We start from the raw sequence: 25,816 nt of genomic DNA, 5'->3' as shown, positions 1-25,816 counted from the left end.
TACGCTTTTTTTACATAAGCAAGGCGATTTCTGCCTCGAATAGAATAGAGATAAATAAATGCTTGAGAAAATCAGAGAAGGTTCGCAAGGACCGATAGCTAAAGTTATTTTAGGCGCGGTGATTTTATCTTTTGCCTTAGCAGGGATCGGTGGTTACTTAGGTCAAACCACAGAGCAGCCCGTAGCTGAAGTAAATGGAGTTAAAATTAGCCAAACCGAATTTAGCCGTGCGTTCCAAAACGAACGTGCACGTTTAGAGCAACAATTTGGCGAATACTTTGCGCAGATTGCCGCTGATCCAAATTACATGGCACAAATTCGTCAAGGGGTTGTTGACCGTCTAGTACAACAAGAATTGCAAACACAACTAGCGGCAGAACTCGGTTTACGTGTTAGTGACGACAGTGTTAAAAAAGCGATTTTAGAACTGCCATACTTCCAAATTGGTGGTCAGTTCAACAACGATCGTTACCTACAAGTCATTCGTCAAATGAACTTCCAGCCAGATGCATTTCGTGAATATTTACGCAAAGAAATGACCCGTAGCCAACTGATATCAGCGGTTGCAGGCACTGATTTTGCCTTAAATAGTGAACTGGCGAGTGCGATAGCACTACAACAACAAACCCGTAGTATTGATTATGTTGTGATCAGCAAAGAGTCGTTACAAGAAAATGTAGCCGTTAGCGAACAAGAAATTGCCGACTACTATGACTTGAATACATCACAGTTTTTAGCGCCAGAGCAAGTATCAGTAAGCTACATTGATTTAAATGCAGCTAACCTAACACTTGAAACGCATGTGAGCGAAGCAGACGTTAAAGCGTATTACGAGCAAAACAGTGCACAATACATCGAACCTGAAAAACGTCGTGTCTCGCATATCTTAATTGATAACAGTGAAGACGATGACGCCGCAAAAGCCAAAGCAGAAGATTTACTAACACAACTACAGCAAGGCACTGAATTTGCAACATTAGCTGAGTCATCATCTGATGATATCGTCAGTGCTGAAATGGGCGGTGATTTAGATTGGATCGAACGTGACATGATGGATCCTGCTTTTGAAGATGCGGCTTTTGCATTAGCAAATAAAGGCGATTATTCAGACGTAGTACAATCTGAGTTTGGTTACCACATCATTCAGTTAACCGATATTCAGAGCCAACAAGTTAAAGCCTATGACGTTGTTAAAGCTGATCTACGCGCTGAACTTGAGCGTACTGAAAAAGTAAATGCATTCTATGAAAAGCAAACAGAAATGGGCGCGATTGCATTTGAAATTTCAGATACCTTGGTTGACGCTGCAGAAGTTGCCGGTGTTGAAGTACAAACAACGGAACTTGTCGATCGCAATGCTTTACCTGCACCGCTTAATACACCAGCGGTAATCGCTGCTATCTTCTCTCCTGATGTGCTTGAAGATAAAATGAACTCAGAAGTTATCGAAGTGGGCGATGAGCATGTGGTATTAGTGCGTGTTAAAGAGCACAAACCAGCTGCAACAAAAGCACTTGCTGATGTATCTGAGCAAATTAAAGCACGTTTAGTAAGCCAAAAAGCATCAGAGCTTGCTAAAGAAAAAGCGACGACTTTATATGCAGAGATTGCAGCCGGTAAGAGCTTAACTGACCTAATTGCTGAGCAAAGCTTAGAATTACGTCAAGAAGCGGCATTGACTCGTCAAGCTTACAGCGTATCACCTGCAATCGTGCAACACGCCTTTAAAATGGCTCACCCAACTGACACACCAGTGGTTGAAAAAGTTGAATTAAATAACGGTGACGCAGCAATTGTAGCCTTAAAATCTGTGACTAACGCCACTGTTGAAGGTGAAATTGAAGCGCAACTTAAGCAAAATATTACCATGGCTCAAGTAAACAAAAACTACATGGTATTCATTGAAGCTTTAAAAGCAAACGCCGAATTAAACTTACCTAAAGCGCAAGCCGTTACAGAGTAATAGTTAATTAAGCAAACCTAAAAAAGCGCCGTATGGCGCTTTTTTTGTGGGTGCATTAAAAGGGGCTAGGCGCTAGGTTAAAGGTGCTAGGTATCTAGGGACTAGGGGAGTACGGCTTGTAGGCGCGAGTTTACCTCGCGCAATGATTGTAATTTTTTTAAGTACTGTAGTGGTATCTTAGTTGTGCGATTAAAAGCGTATCGTCTTGGTACTTGTATACTATTCTGTGCTCATCATTTATGCGTCGAGACCAATAACCTGATAAACCATGCTTGAGTGGCTCAGGCTTTCCGAGTCCTTCATGTGGACTGCGTTGAATATCTTTAATCAGTAAATTTATACGTTTTAGTATTTTTTTATCATGGCCTTGCCAATAAAGGTATTCCTGCCACGCATGGGTAGAGAAGGTCAATTTCACTCAAGCAACTCTCTTTGCGTGCCTTCACCTTGCTCAAGTTCGGCAATTGACTCCAAAAGCTTGCGGGCATTGGCCGGGGATCTAAGTAGGTAAGTGGTTTCTTGCATCGCGTTATAGTCTTCTAACGACATCATCACCACCGGACTTTCACTCTTGCGGGTAATAATAATCGGCGCATGATCATCGCACACCTGCGCCATGGTACTCGCTAAATTAGCGCGAGCAGCAGTATAACTAATAGCATCCATAACAACTCCAAAATGTTCATGTACGTTAATTTGTACATTATAGCCCATAGACAAATAATAAGTCACTTTAAATTAAGACACAGGAGCTAGGTACAAGGTTAAAGGTGCTAGGTAATTAGGTGCTAGGGGAGTGGCTTGTAGGCGCGAGTTTATCTCGCGCTGCTTTTATGTAACACGCGTAGGTTGGGTAGAGTGCAACGAAACCCAACGAAAAAACACCCAGTCAGTCTGCACCAATGCACTGCATTATCGAGTGTTTTTATTTTCTGAATTTTGGCAAAGCCAATTAAGTGATTTATTCACAAAGAGGTTAAGAGACGCTGCGCTTATGAGAAATATTAAAAACATCAATAATGGAGATGAAAATTAGACCGCAAAGTGCCAAAAGCAAACGATGGCACTTTGCGTTAAGTGGACTAAAGCGGTGGGCTACAATTTGTAGCAAATAAATCATAAGTTACTATTTTAAATTGCATTTAAATGGTTGCATTATGATGTTAATCGATTCATTGTTTCATGAAAATCCATAAGCTCATTGTCAGTTTTTGTATTAGTAAAACCGTAATGTTTACCGCTATCTTGCCAATCAATACCCAATGAAAGATTATATTTCTTTTTCCAATACTCTCTAGTTATTACCATACATTCTTTAGGCATAATTGTTTTTAGCTTATTTAAAATTTGTTCAGCTAACTGACTAACTTCATTTAGAGCCTCAGTTGAGCTTTTTGTTTGAGTTGATTCAAGCTTTAAGTTAATCCTGACATGGCAATGATCATTCATAATGTCACACTCAACACCTGTAACAGATTCTTGCTCACTAAACAGTTGAATAACATCTGACTCAATAACTTTATCTTCATGATAAGCCAACACTATTTCAAGACAGGGAATACGTGAATTTGGCATAATAGGACTAGGTATAACCTCAGGGTAATTGATAACTTCACCTGTATGGTACAAAACTTTTTCCTCCAACCTCAATGGATCTTCTCCAATGATTGCAACCATATGTCGCGCTATTGCTGGTTCAACTAGCTCTACGTTTTTATAACTCGATAAACAATTCTTTATTGAATCTAGCTTATCTACCCACTCAGCATCATCAGGCAACTTAAAAATTGAGCCTAACCCATCATTATTACGACTACGTATATCACTTGGCCAACCCAAAAGGGAAAAGTGAAACCATGCACATATCATTCTTTTGTTATCTATCCAGAGCCCGGCTTCATCTGGCTCCTGTATATTGGAGTATGGCCATTCATCATATTTTTCTATTAAAGCAAAAATTGATTTATTCCACTTTGTTTTTAAATTCTCAATAGATGCGATTCTTGTTAACTGCTCTTTCCATGCCAACCTGCTGTTAATAGAATAATCTAAACATACATTTAATTGATGGCAATAAAGCCTAATTAGGCCAGCTTCTGTAACTCTAGCATCGTTTACACCTGACCAAAATTCATGATCATTTAAATTATAAAAGTCTAATTCTTTGCCTGTATAATCTTTTGTATTAATAAAGCTTTCAGGCGAGATGCTGAGTTCTATTTTAGAATCATCGTTCGAAATCAAGGAAGGAATACCAAAACGGAGAGTGATTCCGTCAAACCTTTCACCAAGCCAAGAAAAAATCACTTCTGAAACTTTTACTTTTGTATTTTCAATATCAGCTAATGTATTTAAACCTTCAATTATGATTTCCGAAAAAGAAAAAAGAGAAGAACCACCTTCTTCATTACTTAAAGGTTCTGGTGCTTTGTATGGTTCAAAGCAATCTGTGCTAAGAAAGCTACTTTTAAAAGTAAATGAAAATTCACTAAAGACAGAATTTAATTCATATATTAAATTTTCAACTTCAGTATCATCAAAATGCTTTGTAATAATAAGTGGGAGATCTTCATTGTGCTCTCGTAGCAATATAGGGAAACTAATGCTGTTACTTATTTTGTGAAAATCATGGCCATCAAACCAAACCGCTTTTAATAACGGGCTATCAATTACCTCCATTGCTAAATCGTTACCATCGATAAAAGTTAAATCTAGATGGCTATAATTATCAAGGTATTCTCTTTTTGATTGAGGAGATATTTTACCATTTGTAATGAATATACCTTTGTTATAATTAAATTTAATTAATGCCATCGGTAATTCAGATAGCTCCCTGGAGCTAGACGTTTTATCGCAGTCTTCATGAAACTTACACTGAACAAGTAATCTTTCGCCACTTACATCTATAGAAAATAAATCTCTGCCACCATCCCCTGGACCATCTGTTTTTCTTATCTTGTTATGACCTTTTACAAATAGTAAGTCGGCAGCCAAATCAACTAGCAACTTGGGATCTAAACATGCGGTAAGTTTTTCTTTTATTTTCTCAGGGCCTTTTACTCCCATAGCAACCTCGAAAGATATTGTTTTAGAGGACACTTTTCCTATTTTCACGCGAAAATGTCCTTATTTTATGAGTTTCTATTATTAGCAAATAGTGTAACTTATTGCCAGCTATAAATATTATGCTTATACTAATACTATTTAATAAGTGATCAAATGCATCTTCTTATAAAAATGACTTAGTTTCCTACAAGAACGATATAGAATCGTTTCAAGCTATTTTTATGAAAGAAACTCTCCTAGTTTAAATAGATCATGAATTAAATCAAAATGGTATTAGTGTAGGTTATTTCACCATGTGAAAAAGGGGAAAGTTTCCTTTTAATATTACTAAGCTAATGACAATTTCCTTGAATGACTGGTATTCGCTCTAAACCGCCTATCAGCTCGCACACTAAACGTTGGATTTTATTGCACTCATTCAACCTACATACAACCACAGGTAAAATTTAACGCCGAGCTGCTCTAAAACTGATAGCTGACAGCTTACGGCTTACAGCTAGATCTTCAGCAACTCAACAATTTCTGGGTGACTTTGGATTGTGGCTTTTGGAATATATCTTCCGTTCTACCGTATTCAACGATTTCACCGTGATCGAGTACTACAAGTTGATCGCTGATATGGCGTACTAGGCTTAAGTGGTGGGTGATCAAAATATAACTCAGGCCAGTGTCTTGCTGCAGCTTCAGCAGTAAGTTAACGGTTTGTGCGCGTACAGAAGGGTCCAGAGATGATAATGCTTCATCAAGTACTACAACTTTAGGATCGAGGATTAATGCACGCGCCAGAGCGACACGTTGCAGCTGACCGCCACTGAACATATGTGGGTAGTAATACTGATGGTCGTTTAATAAACCAACTTTAGACAGTGTTGCGGTGATTTTTTCAGCGCGGTTTACTTTATTCAAAGAAGTATTATATTGCAGGCAATCGTCGAGCATATCGCCAATGGTTAAACCTGGATTTAGCGAGGCTTCTGAGTCTTGAAAAATCATCCGAATATGGCGGCATTGCTGATCGCGAACGCCTTTGTTTTCGATGATGTTGCCATCGAGTAGAATTTGCCCTGCATCAGCGCTGTCGGCACCGGCTAATAATTTGGCGAGGGTACTTTTACCCGAGCCAGTTTCGCCGATAATAGCCAGTGTTTCACCTTGCTCTAAACAAAATGAGATGTTTTTTAATACCTCAAAACGCTTGCGTGAAAATAATCCGGCGCGCAGGTTAAAGCTTTTTGATAAGGCTTGCACTTTTAACAAAGGTTGCATTATTTCATCGCCTTAATTAAAGGAAAATGACACGCATAGCTATGGCCATGCAGCTTAGTTAAAGGCGGGGTGACCACACAGGCTTTTTGTGCTTTTGGGCAACGAGGACCAAGACGACAGCCGATTGGCAAATGCTGCAAAGTTGGGATGGTGCCTTTAAGTGCGTAAAACGGTTCTTTATGGGCAAGTCCTTGCTCGTAATCGGGTAAGCTTTTTAATAATGCTTGTGTATACGGATGACGTGGCTGGGTAAAAATACGTTGGGTTGGACCTGCTTCGACCATTTGCCCACAGTAAAGTACGTGCATGCCATGGGACCAGTTGACGATTTCTTCCAGTTCGTGGGAGATCATTAAAATCGACATATTCTTAAGCTGATTTAAACTTTTTAATAATCGAAATACTTGTGCTCGGGTGGTGCTTTCAAGCGCTGTAGTTGGTTCATCGGCAATCAGTAGCTTAGGCGTACGGGCAATGGCCATTGCGATCATGACCTTTTGACACACGCCTTCTGAGAGCTCATGTGGATAGCTTGACAGTACTTTTTCGTGATCTTTAATACCCACTTTGTGGATCAAGGCTTTAACGCGATCTTTGCGTTCGCGGTTACGCTTTAAGAAAAACCCGGAGCTCGTCATTTCAGGCAGGGTTTCGGCAATTTGCTCAAATATTTTCGCGGTTGGATCAAGGCAGCGGCTGGGATCTTGATAAATCATGGCGATATCGCTGCCAACAATCTTACGCCGTTGTTCGTTTGATAAGCGCATTAAATCCACACCGCGCCAATGCATACGGTCGGCGGTGATGTGCCAGCGCTTATTTAAAACGCCGACAATGGCTTTGGCGATTAAGCTTTTACCTGAACCTGATTCGCCGACTAATGCATGTACTTCACCTTCTTTAAGGCTCAAGTTCACTTTATCAACGGCGCGGATCACGGTATCTGAGGTACGCAGCTCTATGGTTAAGTTTCGTATATCAAGTAATTGCATTTAGTCAGCCTTACGTGCTTTGAGCACTTGGCGTAGCCCGTCGCCCACTAAGTTGGTCGACAGCACCGCTAAAAATAGTAATATCCCAGGCAAGCCAACGGTCCAAGGGGCCAAATAAATTAAACCTAGGTTTTCAGCTAAAATTGCCCCCCATTCTGTGGTGGGCGGTTGTGCGCCTAGTTTTAAAAAGCCCAAAGCAGAAATATCCAAAATAGCGGTAGACAGTGCCATAGTAAAAATAACCACAATGTGCTCATAAATATTGGGGAAAATCCCGCGAGAGAGAATATGCCAATTTGAGGCACCATCGAGTTTAAATGCAGTGATATAGTCTTTATTAAGTTCAGTGACGATTAGGTTACGCACTGAATGAATAAATTGTGGCAATAGCGCTAAAATAATCGCCCACACGGTATTCATCAGGCCAGGGCCTAATATCGCAATAATAATAATGGCCAATAATAAAGACGGTATCGATAAAGTAATATCAAGCAAGTGATTTAAAAAGCTTGAACGAATACCACGGCTAATGCCGGCAAAGGTACCCACTAACACACCGATGATAGTGGTGATAAGTGCAGCAATCACAGATAACCCAAAGGTATAGGTTGCGCCATTCATAAGCCGCGAGAGTACATCACGGCCTAAGTCGTCAGTGCCGAGTATAAACCGCACATCGCCCATTTCGTGCCATGAAGGGGGGATCAATAATGCGTCACTGTGCTGCTGATTTACCCCATAAGGCGCAATCAGTGGTGCGGCGGCAGCTAAAACAGCAAAGGCGATAAAAACCCATAACCCCACTAGGGCGGGATGATTGGATTTAAATTTGCGCCAAAATCGCGCTAAAGGCGATTTATTTGACTCTTCTGAAAATAAATTAAACTTTGCCATGCGCTTGATTCCGTGACAGCGGGTCGAACAAGGTATAGGTCAATTCTGCAACAATCGTTGCCAGAATTACAAACATCGATACCGCTAATAAACCACCTTGAATGGCAGGGTAATCCCGTTGATAAATGCTATCAATCAACCAACGACCAATGCCTGGCCATGAAAAAATCACTTCAGTGATCATGGCAAGGGTGATCAAGGTACTAAATTGCAAACCAATTTGTTTTATTACTGGTAATAGTGCGTTACGTAAGGCGTGGTGAATAATTAATTGCGCACGGTTTAAGCCTTTGGCTCGCGCGGTTTTAATAAAGCTTTGCTCAAGTACATGCAACATAGACTCGCGGGTAAAACGCACTAATACGGTGGTTGGGTACATTGCCAGTACGATGGTTGGTAATGTTAAGTGATGTAAGGCATCAAGCATTGCCATGCCTGCATAGGGAAAATCTGCCAGTATAATATCCAGTAAAATAAAGCCCGTTTGCGAAGGAACCTCGTACAGCAAGCCCATTCGCCCAGACATTGGAAACCAACCGAGTTGCAATGAAAACACCATGATCAGCAGCAAAGCTAACCAAAACACCGGCATTGAGTAACCCACTAAGGTGGTGGAATTAACCAGTTTATCTGGCCAGCGTCGGTGGTACGCAGCTGCCAAGATCCCAGCTGGTACGCCAACCACCACAGAAATAATTAAAGCATAAATACTCAGTTCTAAGGTTGCTGGAAACAGGTCGATAATGTGATTAAATACGTTATCACCAGAAGCGAACGATAAGCCCCAGTCGCCCTGTACAATACGCGCTAGAAAAGCAAAGTATTGGATCAAATAATTATCATCAAAATGATACTTTTCTTGTAGTTCACTGGTCTGTGAGAAGCTGGTATTACTGATGCCACTTAAATTACTGAGCGGATCACCGGGAAATAAATAACTCAGTGAGAAGGTAAATAGACTCAAGGTAAACATCATAAACAACAGTAAGCCTAAGCGGCGTAAAATATAATGTAAAACCATTATTTTTTCCTCGCGTTGGCTAAGGAAATTGCACCAAATGGGCCAAGTGGAATGCCTTCTACGTCAGCGCTGCTCGCTTGAAAACGCATACCATGAGCCAATGGCAGCAGAGGCAGTTCACGTATTAGCATGGCTTGTGTTTGTTGGTAATAGGCTTTACGTTTGGCTAAATCTGTGGTGTCGAGTGCTTGAGTGAGTAGTAAATCAAATTCAGGGTTGCACCAATTTGCAGGATTTTTACCGCTAAATGCCGCTGTGCAACTAAGCAGTGGGCTGAAAAAGTTATCAGGATCCGGTGTATCAGCAGCCCAACCCAATAACACGCTATCGTGGCGATGCTCACCAATACGCTGAATAAAGGTATTCCATTCATATTCAACAATACTAACGTTTACACCAATTTTTCGTAAATCGCTTTGCATTAACTCAGCCATTTTACGTGCATTAGGGTTATAAATACGACTCACCGGCATCGCCCAAATAGTCATATCAAAGCCATTCGCAAACCCAGCATCAGTTAACAGCTTTTTAGCCAGATCAGGATTAAAGCCAGGTAATTTCGGTTGTGCTTGATACGCCCACGATGTTGGCGGCAATAATGATTGCGCACGAATACCATTGCCGTAATAAACGGCCTGCATGATTTTTTCAATATCGATGGCATGAGCCAGAGCTTGGCGCACGCGCAAGTCATCAAATGGCGGGCGCTGCGTATTAAACGCCCAATAACCTACGTTTAAGTTGGTTTCTTTTTGCACGTTGATGTCGTCACGTTGCGCTAAAATACTCAGCTGTGCGCTGCTTGGATGCGCAGTGACATCACATTCTTTAGTGAGCATTTTTGCAATGCGGGTAGTGCCGTTGGGCGTGATGTCGTAAACCAATTGCTCAAGCACCACGTGGTGCTTCCAATAATCTGGGTTACGGTAATAGCGTACTAAGTGATCGCGACGATACTCTTTATATATGTAAGGGCCGGTACCAACAGGGTACTGATCAAACAAATTAACTTGCTCGCGTTGTTTTAATTGCATCGCGTATTCGCGAGATAACACCACGGCAAAGTCTGTGGCCATATTGGCTAAAAAGCTACTCTCTGCATTAAAAAGCTCAAAACGTACTTGGTAGTCAGAGACTCTAACGATTTGTCGTATTAATTGGTCAATCCCCACACTTTGAAAATATGGGTAGTCGGCATTACCAACAAAGTGATAAGGATTATAGACATCAAATAAGCGGCTAAAGGTGAAGATCACATCATCAGCATTAAATTCTCTGCTGGGTGTAAAGTAGGCGGTGGTATGAAATTTTACGCCTTTACGTAAGGTAAAGGTGACTGATTTACCGTCTTTACTTATTTTCCAATCAGTGGCAAGTTCACTTTTAAATTCTGCCGTAACCGGATCAATACTGATCAAGCGGTCATATAATTGATTAGCAATAATGTCGATCGTTGAACCTGTGGTCGTCACTTGGGGATTAAACGACACAGGGTTAGCCTCAGCGCAATAAACTAAGCCCTGATTCTTTTCTTCTAACGTTTTTTCTTTGGTATCTAAGCAACCCGTTAGGCATACCGTTAAGATACCAAGTAATAATTTATACACTCGTTTAGCCTCTGACTATTATTGTTGATCTAACAAGTTGTATTTTTTCAAATAGCCTCGTAGTTGATGATACGTCAAACCAAGTATTTCTGCAGTTTTCTTTTGATTAAATTGACTATATTCCAGTGCTTTTTTTATTAAATCAATTTCAAACTCATTTGACAGGTCTTTTAAGCTACATGGAAACTGAAATTGTGGGCTATTTGTTGCAATAATAGGTTCACTGGGTGCTACTGCAACAGGCACGGCTTCTACGGCCTTAGTGGGAAGTTTTTTAATCCGTTGCTTTGGCCTAAAGCGGCTTTCAAATGGGTCTAAAATAATCTGGTGAACGGGAATATGTTCACTACCATGGCGATACAAGCTTCGCTCCACCACATTTTTAAGTTCACGAATATTACCAGGCCAATCATGCCCTTGCAGTATTTCTACGGCACTGCGGGTAAAGCCGCTAAACAATTGCCAGTCTAAATCACGGGCCATATTCATCGCAAATTGCTCGGCCAGCAGCATGATGTCTTCCTGACGTTCGCGCAGTGGCGGTAAGGTAATAACATCAAAAGCGAGCCTGTCGAGCAAATCGCTTCTAAACTCGCCTTGCTCGGCTAAATAAGGGAGATCTTCATTGGTTGCGCAGACTAGGCGAGTATCGACCTTGACGGTTTGTTTACCACCCACCCGTTCAAATTCACCGTATTCAATTACTCGCAGCAGTTTCTCTTGCACCATGGCAGAGGTATTTGCTAATTCGTCTAAAAATAGCGTACCGGCATTGGCGCGTTCAAAGCGCCCTTCGTGGCGTTTACTTGCACCGGTAAATGCGCCGCTTTCATGGCCAAATAATTCACTTTCGAGTAGGTTTTCGTTCAGTGCCGCACAGTTGAGCTTAATGTAGTTTTGCTCCCAGCGCTTTGATAAGAAGTGTAATCGCGCGGCGATTAGCTCTTTACCTGTACCGCGTTCACCAATAATCAGTACGGGTTTATCTAAACTTGCCAGTTGTGAAACCTGATCAAGTACAGCTAAAAAGCTGTCTGATTGGCCGAGTAAATTATCTTGTTGGCGAAATTGGCTCATATTCCCTAACTCTTAGTCATTTTTACTAACTGTTAGTGTATTTCATAATTAAGGAGAACTAAAGGAATTTGTATTTTTAGTTTAACATTATGAAATTATTGCTGTATTTTATGTTTTATAAAGTTGGCAAGCATATTGTAATAGTAACAGCAGACCAATTAAGTTAAACACTACAGAGGTAAATGTTATGGGAATTTTTTCGCGTTTTGCAGATATTGTTAATTCTAATATCAATGCCATTTTAGATAAAGCAGAAGATCCTGAAAAAATGGTACGTCTGATCATCCAAGAGATGGAAGACACATTAGTTGAAGTACGTTCAACCTCTGCAAAAACATTAGCAGAGAAAAAAGAATTAGTACGTCGCGTCGATACACTTAAAGAGCAAGTTGCGCAATGGCAAGACAAAGCTGAGCTGGCGCTGAGCAAAGATCGTGATGATTTAGCCCGTGCCGCATTGCTTGAAAAGCAAAAGTCAGCGCAAGCGGTAACCGCCGTTGAGGAAGAGCTTAATCATGTAGAGTCGCACATTGACAAGTTACAGCAGGAAGTGAGCACCTTACAGGACAAACTTGCCGATGCGAAAGCTCGCCAAAAAGCAATTATTCTACGTCAACGCTCTGCTGAGTCACGCTTAGAAGTGAAAAAAGCACTCGACAGCTCTAAAGTTGAAGATGCACTAAATCGCTTTGAACGTTACGAAACTAAGATTGATGGACTAGAATCACAAGTAGAATCGTACGACTTAGGCAAAAAGTCATTAGCTGATGAAATTGCTGATCTACAGCAAAATGAAAAGATTGATGACGAACTAGCAGCGCTGAAAAAGAAGCTGGCTGACAAATAAAGATAATAATTAATAAAAGGGGGAGCATTCTCCCCCTTTGCTTAAATAAACGGATTGTGTAGGAGAGGGTTATGTTTGATGCAGAAGTGTTTGTTGCGCCAATTATCATTTTTATGGTTGTGGTAGCACCCCTTTGGTTAATTTTACATTACCGAAGTAAGAAGCAAGTAAATCAAGGTTTGAGCGAGCATGAACACCGCCAATTACTTGAGCTTGCACAAAAAGCAGATAAAATGGCCGACCGAGTAGAGACCTTAGAAGCACTACTTGATCAAGAGGCCCCACAGTGGAGACGTAAGGTATGAGTACTAAACGTGAACTGTTAAGAGACCCAGTACGTGGCAAAATAGCTGGCGTATGTGCAGGACTCAGTGATTATTTTAATATGGAATTGTGGTTAGTACGTATTATCGTAGTAACGGCAGTGTTATTGGCCGGAGGCCCATTATTTGTTGTGGCTTATATTGCAGCGTGGTTTATTTTAGATAAAAAGCAACCAACCAGTGCCCAAGCGCAAACACAGTCATCACAACATGAAGATCCCCTTGAAGTAAAATTTAAAGTATGGCAAAAAGGTGAACCACCACGTCGCGCTTTACAAGATTTAAAAGACCGTTTAGGACGTGTTGATACGCGTTTACAAGAAATGGAACGTTATGTTACTTCAACCGAGTTTACGGTTAGCCGTGAAATCAATAAGCTGTAAAGGACTTAATAGCACTTTAGCCACCTAACTACTAATGGCGCTGAAGTGCTAGCTCATTATGATAAACACTTCATCTGCAAAAAACGCCTTTAATAAGCTTAAAGGAAAGGCTGAAAAAGCCGTACACCGTAGCTTAGATCAACACGTAAAATTAGCGGTTACTGGCCTCAGTGGCAGTGGTAAAACCGCTTTTATTACCGCCTTAGTGAAGCATTTGACCAGCCAAGCGACAGACAAAAACTTACCGTTTTTTGATGTTATGCAGCAACAACGTCATATCGCTACAAAAATTGTACCGCAGCAAGCGTTAACGATCCCTACCTTTGATTACCCAAAAGCGTTGAGTGCGTTATTACCGCTTGAAGGTCAGCCACAATGGCCTGCCTCAACTGAACGTATAAACACATTACGCCTGGCGATTAAATACCGCAGTGACGCTGGCTTACGTGGCCACTTTGCACCGCAATCAACCTTGTATTTAGACATTATTGATTACCCTGGTGAATGGCTGCTTGATTTACCTATGCTAGAGCAAAGCTATCAACAATGGAGTGAGCAGCAATATGCACTGTTACAGCGCGCTCCTCGAGTTGAAAAGGCACAGGCATTTTTAACCGCACTGGGCGAGCTTGATTTAAATGCACCAGTCGATGAAAACGCGTTAAGCGAGATTGCCGCGCATTATCAAACGTTGTTAATCGGCCTTAAAAAAGACACTAAGCTTGCCATGTTGCAACCTGGGCGGATGTTGATGCCAGGTGAGTTACAAGGCGCACCGTTATTATTGTTTTTCCCCGTCGCCCAGCCTAATGATGAGGTGGTTGCAGGGTCTAACTTAGCGCACTTGCAAAAACGTTTTAATGCTTATGTGAAAGAAGTGGTTAAGCCATTTTATACGCAACACTTTCGCAACTTTGATCGGCAAATAGTGCTGGTTGATGTGCTCAGTGCGCTCAATGAAGGACCTGAGACGTTGCAAGAGCAAGGGGATGTGATCAAACAATTACTCGCGCATTTTAACTATGGCGAAACCGGCTTTTTGAAACGCTTGTTTAAACCCAATATAGATAAACTATTGTTCGCTGCGAATAAGTCAGATCATATTAGTAGCGCGCACCATAAAGATTTAGCGTTGTTGTTAGATTCGTTAGTGCATGAGCAAAGTAATCACTTAAAATTTGATGGCGTTAAAATAGCAACTATGGCGATGTCATCTATTACCGCAACTACGCCAAAGCAAGTGGTTGAACAAGGCAAAACACTTAATTGTATTTATGGTAAGCCGTTATTAGAATCACAATGGCTGACTTACTTACCGCCACAGCCACCCATGCGCATACTGACTAAGGACGAATGGCCAACCCGTGGTTTTGAGTTTTTATCGTTTGCGCCAATGCCAAGCCCAGATAAGCAGTTAAAACACATTCGTTTGGATCATGTCATGCAGTACCTTTTAGGAGACAAACTAACATGAGCGAGACCGTATCAGGTTTTCAAGCTGGTAGACGTATTGATACCAGTGAACAGCCTTTAGAAAGTGAGCTTACCTTGATCCCAGCAAAAGTGATTGAGCAAGGTGACTATGAAGAGCAACAACTAAATGACGAGCAACTGGACGAGGAGATTGATTTAACGCCGGTTTATAAAAAGTCAAAATGGCAAACGCTCAAAGCCGTGTTTGCTATTAGCTTTATTGTTTTAGTGTTAGCTGAATTTATATTTTCCATGGTGTTCACATTTGAGCAGTCCATCATCTTAGGCAGTGTGTACTTAATTGCAGTGCTCAGTGGTGTGTTGTTATTAGGCAAACTGTTATGGCGTGAATATAGAATGCTGCGCAGTTTAAAGCGCAATCAATTACATCGTCATGAAGCGGATCGTCTGCTTAATAGCGAACAAGTGGGTGGCGCATTGCCTTGGCTTGAAAAGCTTAATAAACATCAGCAATTAACCGGCTTTGATGAATTTAAAGCAAGCATTGATAGCCATCATAGCGATAAAGAGATCATGACCTTGTACGCCGATAGCTTGTTAGTGAAACAAGATACTCAAGCTAAAAAGCTGATCAACCGTTTTGCTACGGAGTCTGGTTTATTAGTCGCGCTTAGTCCTTTGGCACTGGTGGATATGATGGCAGTGCTGTGGCGGGGCACTAAACTGATTGAGCAAATCGGTAAGATTTACGGTATCGGATTTGGTTATGCTAGCCGGATCAAGCTTTATAAAATGTTGATCAAACAAGTGATGTTTGTTGGCAGTGCAGAGTTAGTATCTGATTTAGCGGCAACAGCACTCAGTGCGGAATTATTAGGTAAATTATCAGGGCGAGCTGCACAGGGCTTGAGTGCAGGGATATTTACTGCACGTATTGGTTATAAAGCGATGGAATTAAGTCGTCCATTACCGCGACTTGAGCATAAACGTAGTTTACTTAAAGGCACCGCGCAGTTGATTGCGAGTAAAATTGTATCTCGTAAAAAAGCGACAACAGAGAGTTCAGCAAACACAAACTGACAAGATATCTGTACAGTGACTTTGGGTCACTGTACAGGAGATAGCCATCTGAGCATCCGGCATGCTTGTGATCTAGAAGCTGATACGCTTTGATTATGATATTAATAATAATCAAAAAGATCAGACAATGAACACACTCCACATCGACAGTCAATGTATCCATGGACCAGAAAAAGCCAACGATCCACATGGCGCGCTAACCGCACCCTTATATCAAACATCAACGTTTCATTTTAGCAGTGCCGCGCAAGGGGCTGCGCGTTTTGCCGGTGAAGAGCCTGGCTATATTTATACCCGTTTAGGTAATCCAACAACCACAGAGCTTGAACAAAAAGTTGCACAACTGGAAAGCTGTGAAGCCGCTGCAGCAACCGCCACAGGAATGGGCGCGGTTTCAGCATCGGTATTGAGCTTTCTCTCACAAGGCGATCACTTAGTCGCTTCAAGCGCTTTATATGGCTGTACGTTTGCGTTCTTCGCACATATGTTGCCGCGTTGGGGGATTGAAGTGACATTTGTAGACATGACCGACGAGCAGCAATTACGCGATGCAATAAAGCCAAATTCAAAAATGATTTTTGCCGAAACGCCAGTCAACCCAACCATGGCGGTGATTGATTTAGCGCTAATAGGCCAAGTGGCAAAACAGCATAATTTGCTCAGCGTAATAGATAACACCTTTCTTACCCCGTTACTGCAAAAGCCAATTGATTACGGTATTGACTTAATTGTTCACAGCGCCACTAAATATTTAAATGGCCATGGTGATGTAGTGGCTGGTTTAGTGTGTGGCAGTCAAGAGCACATTACATTAATTAAAATGACCGTGCTTAAAGATATTGGCGCAACAATCAGTCCACACGATGCATGGCTTATTAATCGCGGTTTAAAAACCTTAGCTATCAGAATGCAGCGCCATTGTGAAAGTGCGCAAATTATCGCTGAATTTTTAGAGCAGCATCCCCAAGTGAATACCGTTTATTACCCGGGGCTTGCATCTCACCCTGGGTTTAAGTTTATCGGTAAGCAAATGAAAGCTGCAGGTGGCGTGATTGCTTTTGAGTTAAAAGGCAATCTAAACGATGGTGAACAGTTCATTAATAATACCCAGCTGTGCACGCTTGCAGTGAGTTTAGGTGATGCTGAAACACTTATTCAGCATCCGGCATCGATGACCCATTCTCCGTATTCACCCGAAGAAAGAGCCGCAGCAGGTATTAGCGATGGCTTGATCCGATTATCTGTTGGGCTTGAGAATGTTAACGACATAATTAACGATCTTAACCATGCTTTTACGTGTATCGGCTAGTTTGTAAGTTAAAGTTTACATTGCTGGTAGCTGTAAGGCCTTTAAAATATAGAGTGTAAACTTTTCGATCTTCAACTGTAATTAAATCTATACAAAAGTTGAGTCAATGCCAATTGTTGATATTGGCTCAGCTATTAAACTTTGTCTTACATTTGCTTAGTATCCCCTTAACAGGTTGACACCGATACCGGTTTAACACCAAGAAGGTTATTATGGCTAAAGCAAGTAAATACACCTCCAGGACACCAGATGAAAATGGTGTGATCCATTGGAGCGAAGCAGAAAATAAAATATGGTCAGAATTAGTTGCACGGCAATTAAAATGTATTGCAGGCAAAGCGTGTAATGAGTATATGGAAGGTCTTAAAAAAATAAACCTACCTCATGATCGTATTCCGCAGTTAAGTGAACTTAACGAGGTATTATTGGCGACTACTGGCTGGCAAGTTGCGCCTGTGCCGGCGTTAATCGACTTTGATGAATTCTTTCGTTTATTAGCGAATAAACAGTTTCCAGTTGCAACCTTTATTCGTAGCCGAGAGGAGTTTGATTATTTACAAGAGCCGGATATCTTCCATGAAATATTTGGTCACTGCGCCATGCTTACTAACCCTGATTTTGCCGAGTTTACGCATAAATATGGCCAGTTAGGGTATGCGGCAGAGAAAAAAGATCGGGTTTATTTAGCCCGTATGTACTGGTTTACGGTTGAGTTTGGCCTAATGCAAACAGATGAAGGATTGCGCATTTATGGCGGCGGTATTTTATCCAGCCCAGGTGAAACACAATACGTGTATTCAGATAAACCAGAGATCAACCCGATGAACGTACTGGATGTATTACGTACGCCGTATCGAATTGATATTATGCAGCCTTTGTACTACACCATTAACTCTATCCATGATTTATTTGATATTTCACAGTTGGATATTATGGCGCTAGTTGCGCAAGCAAAAGAATTAGGGTTACATGACCCAAAGTTTCCTCCTAAAGAAAAGTTAGCAAGTTAAGGATTTAAGATGTCATCATTAAGCGCACAAAAATGTGAAGCCTGTCACGTCGACGCTCCACAAGTATCAGATACCGAGTTAGCTGAATTAATCAAAATGATCCCAGATTGGGTGCCTGAAGTACGCGACGGTATTATGCAATTAGAGCGTGTTTATAAATTCAAAAATTTTAAACAAGCCATTGCTTTTACTAATAAAGTAGGTGATATGGCTGAAGATGAAGGCCATCATCCAGGCTTATTAACAGAGTGGGGCAAAGTAACGGTAACCTGGTGGAGCCATTCAATTAAAGGCCTGCATAAAAATGATTTTATTTGCGCTGCCAAAACAGATGAAGTCTTTGCTGCTCTGTAAATAACCATATAAAACACTGTTCTGCCCATAGAACATAAAAGGCGCCTTGATTAGGCGCCTTTTTTAATGCCAACGAGGCTCGCATCTTGAGGTAGCTTGGGTATAATTACCCGTCTTTACTCAAAATTTATAAGGTAGTTGCGGGTGGTTAACCTAGGTCAATTGTTTGGTGAACTAAAAACGTGTTTAAGAAAAGATCAATTCATCTTTAAAAAACGCCTTCACGGCATAAAAAAAATAACCGATGAAACAAAACAAGCAGCCGTGGTTGAAAAAATCACTGCCGACATTGCACGTAGCCAACAATTGCGTGAGGTGCGTTTAGCTCAGTTACCTAAAGTAACTTACCCAGAGCAGCTCCCAGTCAGCCAGAAAAAAGACGACATTAAACAGGCCATTGCCAATAACCAAGTGGTGATCATCGCCGGTGAAACCGGCTCAGGTAAAACCACGCAAATTCCTAAAATGTGTTTAGAACTTGGCCGCGGCGTTGATGGCTATATCGGTCATACTCAACCAAGGCGACTCGCTGCGCGCAGTGTCGCGGATCGGATTGCCCATGAAATGCAGTGTGAACTTGGCCAGCAAGTAGGTTTTAAGATTCGTTTTAGCGATCAAGTCTCTAATAACAGTTATATCAAGTTGATGACTGACGGTATTTTACTGGCTGAAATTCAACAAGACCGGTTTTTAAACCAGTACGACACCATCATTATTGATGAAGCTCATGAACGTAGTTTAAATATCGACTTTATTTTAGGTTATTTAAAAAATCTATTACCAAAACGCCCCGATTTAAAAGTGATTATTACCTCGGCGACTATTGATCCAGAGCGATTCTCAAAGCACTTTAATGATGCGCCAATTATTGAAGTGTCAGGACGAACATTCCCCGTTGATGTGCGCTATAGGCCGCTTGTTGAAATCGATAAAAATGACATGGAAGCAGAGGGCGATCAACTACAAGGTATATTCGATGCCGTTGATGAGCTGTGCCAAGAAGGCCCAGGCGATATTTTAATCTTCTTAAATGGCGAGCGGGAAATTCGTGATACTGCGGATGCGCTTAGCAAACGTAATTTAAAAGGGGCCGATGTATTACCGCTTTATTCACGATTATCAAATGCGGAGCAAAATCGAATTTTTGCCCCCCATAGTCGCCGCCATATTATTTTATCGACCAACGTTGCCGAAACCTCACTCACCGTGCCGGGTATTCGTTATGTAATAGATCCGGGTACCGCGCGCATTAGTCGTTATAGCTATCGTACTAAAGTGCAGCGCTTACCGATCGAAGCTATTTCGCAGGCCAGTGCTAATCAGCGTAAAGGACGTTGTGGCCGTGTTGAAGCGGGTATTTGTATTCGCTTATACGCTGAAGATGATTTTAATTCGCGCCCAGAGTTTACTGATCCAGAAATCCTACGTACTAACTTAGCCTCAGTTATTTTAAAAATGCTCGGCTTAGGGTTGGGCGATATGGCCGAGTTCCCGTTTGTGCAAGCCCCAGATAGCCGTAATATCAACGATGGCTTAACGTTACTAGAGGAACTTGAAGCGGTAAAACCAAGTCGTCACAATAGCAATATACAGCTGACTAAATCGGGTATTGAACTGAGCCGCTTACCGGTGGACCCGCGTTTAGCAAAAATGGTACTGACGGCACAAAAACTGGGTGCGCTGCGTGAAGTGATTATTATTGTCGCGGCATTGTCGATTCAAGATCCTCGCGAGCGTCCGCAAGAAAAACGCGCTGCTGCAAACGAAAAGCATGGCCGTTTTGACGACCCCGATTCAGACTTCATCGCCTTTTTAAATTTGTGGAATTACCTCGAAGAGCAGCAAAGTGAGCTAAGTAACAGCCAATTTAGAAAACTGTGCCAAAAGGATATGCTCGCTTATATGCGTATTCGAGAGTGGCAAGATATCGTTTACCAGCTCAGTACTGTGTGCAATGAAATGGGCATGAAAGCCACCAGCAACGTTGCCGATGGCGATAAAATCCATCAAGCGCTACTGAGTGGTATGCTCAGTCACATTGGTTTTAAAGATGAAAAGCAAGTATACAAAGGCGCTCGTAATAGTCAGTTTCATATTTTCCCAGGCTCCGGATTATTCAAAAAAAGCCCGAAATGGTTGATGTCGGCAGAGCTGGTTGAAACCAGTAAGTTGTATGCACGTATTAATGCGAAAATTAATATCGACTGGGTTGAACCATTTGCGCAGCATTTAGTCAAGCGCAGTTACACTGAGCCGCATTGGGAGCAAAAGCCCGGCGCGGTAATCGCGTTTGAGCAGCAAGTGCTGTACGGACTGATTATTGTCTCTAAACGCCGCTGTGTGTATAGCAATATCGACCCAAAAGTGAGTCGTCAGTTGTTTATTCGCAGCGCTTTAGTTGAGCAAGATTTAGGTCAAAAGGAAGGGTTCCTACAATTTAATCGTGAATTAATTGAAGATATTCAAACCCTAGAAAATAAAAGCCGCCGTCGTGATATTTTGGTTGATGAGCAAACCTTATATGAGTTTTACGATAAGAAAATTCCTGCTCAAATAAACAGCCGCGCGGCATTTAATAAATGGTATAAAACGCAAAAGCAGCAAGATAAACATTATCTGCATATGACCCGTGATGATTTAATGCAACACGGTGCTAATAGCGTTACTGAATTTGATTACCCTGATGTATGGCAACAAGGTAATTTAATGTTGCCACTGAGCTATCATTTTGATCCTGGCCAAGCGGTCGATGGGGTGGCAGTGCAAATTCCGGTGGCGTTATTAAACCAAGTGGAAGAGGCTGGCTTTGACTGGCATATACCGGCATTTCGCCATGAGTTGATCACCGGTTTAATTAAGTCGTTACCTAAATCGTTACGTCGCAATTTTGTGCCAGCGCCAAACTATGCGGATGCCGTACTGGCTGCTATTGAACCAATGCAAGGTAACTTCATTGAGGTGCTAAGTACGCGATTATTACGCATGACGGGAGTAAAAGTTGAGCCTGATGCATGGGACCTCACCACGCTGGCAACTCATTTACGCTTACAGTTTGAAGTACGTGATGATAAAGACAAGGTACTTGCGCGAGGCATGGATTTAGCGAAACTCAAAGCACAATTACAAGGCAAAGTTACGCAAACCTTGTCTAAGGTTGCGGATAAAGGCATTGAAAAAAGCGATCTGCTGCAATGGGATTTTGGTAAATTACCAGTATCCTATGTTAAAAAACAAGGCCAGTATGAAATCAAAGCGTACCCTGCGCTGGTGGATAAAAAGTCATCTGCGGCAGTCGAATTATTTGATAACGAAGTTAAAGCCCAAGCTGCACACCAACAAGGGTTGCGCCGTTTAGTGCTGCTAAATGTACCGTCGCCGATAAAGTATTTACAACAAAACTTACCCAATAAAGCAAAATTAGGGCTATATTTTAATCCGTTTGGTAAAGTTGCTGATTTAATTGATGACTGTATCGCCGCTGGGGTCGATAGCTTATTGGTTTCGCTTGGTGATGTACGCACTGAACAAGCATTTGAACAGGTTAAAGAGCAAGTACGTGGCGAGCTAGGTGATGCTGTTGTGGCGATTGCCACCCAAGTTGAACAAGTACTCAGCATTGCCCATGCACTGCATAAAAAGATGAAAGGGCGCGTTGATTTAACTATGATCACTGCACATGGCGATATTAAAAGCCAACTTGAATCGTTAATTTTTAAAGGTTTTGTTTCAAGCCATGGGGCTGACAAACTTAGTGATCTAATTCGTTACTTAAAAGCGATAGAAAAACGCCTAGAAAAGTTGCCTGTTGACCCAAATCGTGACAGATTATGTGTACTTGAATTAGATAAAGTCGCGCAAGAGTATCAAAAACTGTTGAAAAAAGTGCCACCAGGAATGCCTGTACCACAACAATTACAGGATATTTTTTGGATGCAACAAGAGCTTAGAGTATCGCAGTTTGCACAAACGTTAGGCACGCCGTATCCGATTTCAGCAAAACGTGTGCTAAATGCTTTGCAAGACATTGATTGAGCGTGCGTTAACAGCACGCTTAGCCGAAGGAAATATTTGTAAGATGAGAAGGAACTGTATTAACCATGTGCTCATCCGCTAACACACTGCCGCGTTTACTGGTTGTAGACGACGAGTACTTTAATTTTGAGATGCTTAAAGTCGCTTTATCAGCTGACTTTGAGCTCAGTTATGCTGAATCAGGTAAGCGTTGTTTATCGTCGGCCATTGCCAATCCACCGGATGCTATTTTACTCGATGTATGTATGCCCGGTCTGGATGGCTACGATACCTGTAGAATGCTGAAAAATACCCCTGAAACACGCAATATTCCAATTGTGATGGTATCAGGTTTAGAGTCAGCGCAAGAACAACAAGCTGGATTTGATGCGGGTTGTGATGCTTATGTGGTTAAACCTTTTTCAGTCGTGGGGTTGTTAGAAAAAATCAATACTGTGGTGTAGGAGGTCAAATGCTCAATGAAGATAAACGTAACTTTAGACGCATGCAATTAAATGCACGTGCCAAACTAACGACTCTTGAGCCAATTGCTAATCAACAATTTGATGTAGTATGCGTTGATTTAAGTGCAACGGGGTTATCAGTGCATTTGGATGAATTACTTGAGCTGGGCACCATTGTAAAAGTAAACATTGATTCTACCAGCCCAGCGATTGCACCACTGGATGCAACCGCGAGGGTGGTTCGTGCCAGCAAAGAAAGTGACGGCACGGTGACCGCAGGGCTAGAAATAATGCAGTTTAACTAGCGCAGACTAGTACACTTTACAGATCAGGCCTTTTAAGTAAAAACCTTCTGGGTAGCTACCTGCGATTGGGTGATCAGCAGCTTGATTTAAGCGTTCCATGATCAATAAATCTTTGCCTGCATCAAGGGCCGCATCGGCAACCACTTTTTGAAATAAGTTTTGATCCATTAAACCCGAACATGAGAACGTTAATAACGTGCCACCAGGTTTTAGAATTTGCATGGCAATCATGTTGATATCTTTATAGCCACGGCATGCGCCAGTTAGCTGTGCTTTGTTATCGGCAAATTTTGGTGGATCCATCACAATAGTATCAAACAGCACACCGTCTTCACGATATTGACGCAATAGTTTAAAAACATCTTGTTTAACAAAATCAACACGATTCAAATCTAACCCATTGTGTTCAACATTGCGCTTAGCGGTATCAAGCGCGGGTTGTGATACATCAACGTTGGTCACATGTTCACAGCCACCGCGCAGTGCATATAAAGAAAATGTCCCTGTGTAGCTAAAGCAGTTAAGCACTTTTTTGTCTTTTACAAAGCGTTCTAACGCCGCTCGACTATCCCGTTGATCAAGGTAAAAACCGGTTTTATGTCCCTCCAGAATATCGACTTCAATTTTAAAACCGTTCTCTTCGATTAACACGGGCTGTTCAGGTTTGTTACCCCATAGCACACCCATGGTTGGCTCTAAGCCTTCTTTGGTACGTACATCGACATCAGAGCGCTCATACACATTGCAGCCAGGGAAAATAGCAATTAAAGCGGCAACTATTTCACCTTTATGGCGCTCTGCACCGGCACTTAATAACTGACACACTAAAAAGTTGTCAAATTTATCAATGGTAATGCCAGGTAAAAAGTCCGATTCGGCGGCACATAAGCGAAACCCTGTTAAGCCACCCTCAGCAATCACTTGCTCGCGTGCAGCAAGTGCGCGACGTAAACGACGCTCAAAAAAAGCGTGGTCGATGACTTCTGTTTCATCAAAGCTCCACACCCGCGCGCGAATTTGTGAATGCGGGCTGTAAGCCGCTGTGGCTAAAAATTTACCATTGTTATCGTGAATGGTCACTGTGTCACCTAAACTCGGTTTACCTTTTATTTTTTTGATGGCTTTTGAAAACAACCATGGGTGTTTTCTTTTTAGTGATTTTTCACGACCAGCTTCTAGGTATACAACAGATGACATTAGGCTTCTCAATACGGATAAATTAAGAGCGTATTTTAGTGAAGCGGGCTCGAACATACAATGAATGTTTTGCACTACCCCCTATAACCGCGGTAAAGTAATGGTAATTCAATGCATTAATTTGAAATTACAGGATTTATGGAACAACGTTTGCCCGTTTTAGCATTATCTGAGCCGCTACAACAGCTAGAGAATCATTGTCGTGCCTTCATTATGTCGTTAGTAAGTGCTGATGTCGCCCACGATATAACGCATATTGAACGCGTGGTGAGAGTCGCAAAGCAGTTATGTGTTGCTGAACAGGCTGATATGAACATTGTTTTGCCTGCGGCCTGGTTACACGATTGTGTTGCTGTGGCTAAAAACCACCCCGATCGCGCCAGAGCATCGACGATGGCTGCTGATAAAGCGATCACCTTCTTAACCTTGATTGGCTATGATCCACAGTTTTTTAAAGCCATTCATCATGCCATTGCTGCACACAGTTTTAGTGCTAACATTGCAATTGAAAGCGTGGAAGCACAAATCGTTCAAGATGCCGACCGCATGGATGCACTAGGGGCAATTGGTGTCAGCCGTTGTATGAAAGTAGGGGGTTCAATCGGGCGCAATTTATATCATCCGGATGATCCATTTTGCCAGCATAGAGAGGCCGATGATACTTTATATACACTGGATCATTTTTTCATCAAGTTATTACACATTGCAAAAAGTATGAATACACCGTCAGCAAAAGCAGAAGCGGCGCGCCGTACCGAGTATATGCAGGTGTTTATTAGACAACTTAAATCTGAGCTTGGCTAATGGCAATACCTGCTTTATCTGGTGTCGATCATTGCCACTTAAATGTGGCGGACCTTAGGCAAGCTGTGAGCTGGTACAAAACGGTATTAGGCTTTAATATTGTGCCAGAGCTGGCTTTTTGGGATGAAGGGAAAGGGCCTTTAACTTTAGAAGATGCACACGCGACGATCCGTTTAGCGCTGTTTGAGGCCGAAGGCAAAAGTAAAGGTATTGCCTTTGCTGCATCGGGTGAGCAGTTTATTGCTTGGTGCAAGCATTTGCATGGGTTAAATATTAAAACCGTGCTTGCCGATCATCAAGTTACATATTCGGTTTATTTTCAAGATTTAAGTGGCAACAGCCATGAAATTACCTCCCATGACCATGCTTACATAGCTGCGAATATATAATACTAATCGACTTAAATGGT

24 protein-coding genes are annotated in these 25,816 nt (G+C 41.8%); 14 read left to right on the top strand and 10 right to left on the bottom strand.

Going from position 1 to position 25,816, the window contains the following annotated elements:
- The first annotated feature begins 58 nt into the window (after positions 1-58).
- Positions 59-1,963 (top strand): peptidylprolyl isomerase, encoded by a 1,905-nt coding sequence (ppiD, locus tag ACMVDV_RS07800; RefSeq protein ID WP_416157734.1) that lies wholly within the window; start codon positions 59-61, stop codon positions 1,961-1,963.
- Between the two features lie 157 nt (positions 1,964-2,120).
- On the opposite strand, the gene ACMVDV_RS07795 is transcribed toward ppiD, so the two are convergent.
- From ACMVDV_RS07795 to pspF, 9 genes are all read right to left on the bottom strand, one after another.
- Positions 2,121-2,381, bottom strand: a complete 261-nt coding sequence (locus ACMVDV_RS07795; protein ID WP_304184901.1) for a Txe/YoeB family addiction module toxin — start codon at positions 2,379-2,381, stop codon at positions 2,121-2,123.
- Positions 2,378-2,629, bottom strand: a complete 252-nt coding sequence (locus tag ACMVDV_RS07790) for a type II toxin-antitoxin system Phd/YefM family antitoxin (protein WP_304184898.1) — start codon at positions 2,627-2,629, stop codon at positions 2,378-2,380. Before ACMVDV_RS07790 ends, ACMVDV_RS07795 begins: the two co-directional genes overlap by 4 nt.
- 489 nt (positions 2,630-3,118) lie before the next feature.
- Positions 3,119-5,077 carry a restriction endonuclease gene (locus ACMVDV_RS07785; RefSeq protein WP_416157733.1) on the bottom strand — a complete coding sequence of 653 codons (1,959 nt, stop codon included), beginning with the start codon at positions 5,075-5,077 and terminating at the stop codon, positions 3,119-3,121.
- A 456-nt stretch (positions 5,078-5,533) separates the two neighbouring features.
- On the bottom strand, positions 5,534-6,295 hold the full coding sequence (locus tag ACMVDV_RS07780) for an ATP-binding cassette domain-containing protein (protein WP_304184894.1): 762 nt from the start codon (positions 6,293-6,295) through the stop codon (positions 5,534-5,536).
- Positions 6,295-7,287 (bottom strand): oligopeptide/dipeptide ABC transporter ATP-binding protein, encoded by a 993-nt coding sequence (locus tag ACMVDV_RS07775; RefSeq protein WP_416157732.1) that lies wholly within the window; start codon positions 7,285-7,287, stop codon positions 6,295-6,297. Before ACMVDV_RS07775 ends, ACMVDV_RS07780 begins: the two co-directional genes overlap by 1 nt.
- Positions 7,288-8,181, bottom strand: a complete 894-nt coding sequence (locus tag ACMVDV_RS07770; RefSeq protein ID WP_304184892.1) for an ABC transporter permease subunit — start codon at positions 8,179-8,181, stop codon at positions 7,288-7,290.
- Positions 8,168-9,202: an ABC transporter permease gene (locus ACMVDV_RS07765; protein ID WP_304184891.1), complete on the bottom strand. Its 1,035-nt coding sequence runs from the start codon at positions 9,200-9,202 to the stop codon at positions 8,168-8,170. The genes ACMVDV_RS07770 and ACMVDV_RS07765 overlap by 14 nt, the downstream gene beginning before the upstream one ends.
- Positions 9,202-10,809, bottom strand: coding sequence for an ABC transporter substrate-binding protein (locus tag ACMVDV_RS07760; protein ID WP_416157731.1), 1,608 nt, complete (start codon positions 10,807-10,809; stop codon positions 9,202-9,204). The genes ACMVDV_RS07765 and ACMVDV_RS07760 overlap by 1 nt, the downstream gene beginning before the upstream one ends.
- Before the next feature lie 18 nt (positions 10,810-10,827).
- A complete protein-coding gene (pspF, locus tag ACMVDV_RS07755) occupies positions 10,828-11,886 on the bottom strand; it encodes a phage shock protein operon transcriptional activator (protein ID WP_416157730.1) in 1,059 nt (352 codons plus the stop codon).
- 187 nt (positions 11,887-12,073) lie between these two features.
- Between pspF and pspA the strand changes: the two genes are divergently transcribed.
- The 11 genes from pspA to ACMVDV_RS07700 all read left to right on the top strand — a co-directional run bounded on the left by pspA (position 12,074) and on the right by ACMVDV_RS07700 (position 23,406).
- A complete protein-coding gene (gene pspA, locus ACMVDV_RS07750; protein WP_064668107.1) occupies positions 12,074-12,733 on the top strand; it encodes a phage shock protein PspA in 660 nt (219 codons plus the stop codon).
- 71 nt (positions 12,734-12,804) lie between these two features.
- On the top strand, positions 12,805-13,038 hold the full coding sequence (pspB, locus tag ACMVDV_RS07745; RefSeq protein ID WP_304184884.1) for an envelope stress response membrane protein PspB: 234 nt from the start codon (positions 12,805-12,807) through the stop codon (positions 13,036-13,038).
- Complete coding sequence (gene pspC, locus ACMVDV_RS07740) at positions 13,035-13,439, top strand: envelope stress response membrane protein PspC (RefSeq protein ID WP_304184882.1); 405 nt, start codon at positions 13,035-13,037, stop codon at positions 13,437-13,439. Before pspB ends, pspC begins: the two co-directional genes overlap by 4 nt.
- A gap of 58 nt (positions 13,440-13,497) precedes the next feature.
- Positions 13,498-14,913 (top strand): YcjX family protein, encoded by a 1,416-nt coding sequence (locus ACMVDV_RS07735; RefSeq protein ID WP_416157729.1) that lies wholly within the window; start codon positions 13,498-13,500, stop codon positions 14,911-14,913.
- Complete coding sequence (locus tag ACMVDV_RS07730; protein ID WP_416157728.1) at positions 14,910-15,953, top strand: TIGR01620 family protein; 1,044 nt, start codon at positions 14,910-14,912, stop codon at positions 15,951-15,953. Before ACMVDV_RS07735 ends, ACMVDV_RS07730 begins: the two co-directional genes overlap by 4 nt.
- Positions 15,954-16,080: 127 nt before the next feature.
- A complete protein-coding gene (megL, locus tag ACMVDV_RS07725) occupies positions 16,081-17,262 on the top strand; it encodes a methionine gamma-lyase (protein ID WP_416157727.1) in 1,182 nt (393 codons plus the stop codon).
- Between the two features lie 212 nt (positions 17,263-17,474).
- Complete coding sequence (gene phhA / locus ACMVDV_RS07720) at positions 17,475-18,272, top strand: phenylalanine 4-monooxygenase (protein ID WP_304185869.1); 798 nt, start codon at positions 17,475-17,477, stop codon at positions 18,270-18,272.
- A 9-nt stretch (positions 18,273-18,281) separates the two neighbouring features.
- Positions 18,282-18,626, top strand: coding sequence for a 4a-hydroxytetrahydrobiopterin dehydratase (locus ACMVDV_RS07715; protein ID WP_149980747.1), 345 nt, complete (start codon positions 18,282-18,284; stop codon positions 18,624-18,626).
- 144 nt (positions 18,627-18,770) lie between these two features.
- Positions 18,771-22,658 (top strand): ATP-dependent RNA helicase HrpA, encoded by a 3,888-nt coding sequence (hrpA, locus tag ACMVDV_RS07710; RefSeq protein WP_416157726.1) that lies wholly within the window; start codon positions 18,771-18,773, stop codon positions 22,656-22,658.
- A 65-nt stretch (positions 22,659-22,723) separates the two neighbouring features.
- The gene (locus ACMVDV_RS07705; RefSeq protein ID WP_304185872.1) at positions 22,724-23,101 is read left to right on the top strand and encodes a response regulator; all 378 of its coding nucleotides are present in this window, start codon (positions 22,724-22,726) and stop codon (positions 23,099-23,101) included.
- Between the two features lie 8 nt (positions 23,102-23,109).
- The gene (locus ACMVDV_RS07700; RefSeq protein WP_416157725.1) at positions 23,110-23,406 is read left to right on the top strand and encodes a PilZ domain-containing protein; all 297 of its coding nucleotides are present in this window, start codon (positions 23,110-23,112) and stop codon (positions 23,404-23,406) included.
- Positions 23,407-23,412: 6 nt separating this feature from the next.
- Here the strand turns inward: ACMVDV_RS07700 and ACMVDV_RS07695 are convergent, their stop codons facing one another.
- Positions 23,413-24,603, bottom strand: coding sequence for a class I SAM-dependent methyltransferase (locus tag ACMVDV_RS07695; RefSeq protein ID WP_416157724.1), 1,191 nt, complete (start codon positions 24,601-24,603; stop codon positions 23,413-23,415).
- A gap of 138 nt (positions 24,604-24,741) precedes the next feature.
- Between ACMVDV_RS07695 and ACMVDV_RS07690 the strand changes: the two genes are divergently transcribed.
- Both ACMVDV_RS07690 and ACMVDV_RS07685 read left to right on the top strand, forming a co-directional pair.
- A complete protein-coding gene (locus tag ACMVDV_RS07690) occupies positions 24,742-25,407 on the top strand; it encodes an HD domain-containing protein (protein ID WP_416157723.1) in 666 nt (221 codons plus the stop codon).
- Positions 25,407-25,796, top strand: a complete 390-nt coding sequence (locus ACMVDV_RS07685) for a VOC family protein (protein WP_416157722.1) — start codon at positions 25,407-25,409, stop codon at positions 25,794-25,796. The genes ACMVDV_RS07690 and ACMVDV_RS07685 overlap by 1 nt, the downstream gene beginning before the upstream one ends.
- The last annotated feature ends 20 nt before the right edge of the window (positions 25,797-25,816 follow it).

The sequence above is a fragment of the Pseudoalteromonas sp. ASV78 genome, from assembly GCF_047806705.1.
GTDB lineage: Bacteria > Pseudomonadota > Gammaproteobacteria > Enterobacterales > Alteromonadaceae > Pseudoalteromonas > Pseudoalteromonas prydzensis_A.
Note: the sequence above shows the minus strand (reverse complement) of the source record. Positions and strands in the feature narration are given on the sequence as shown.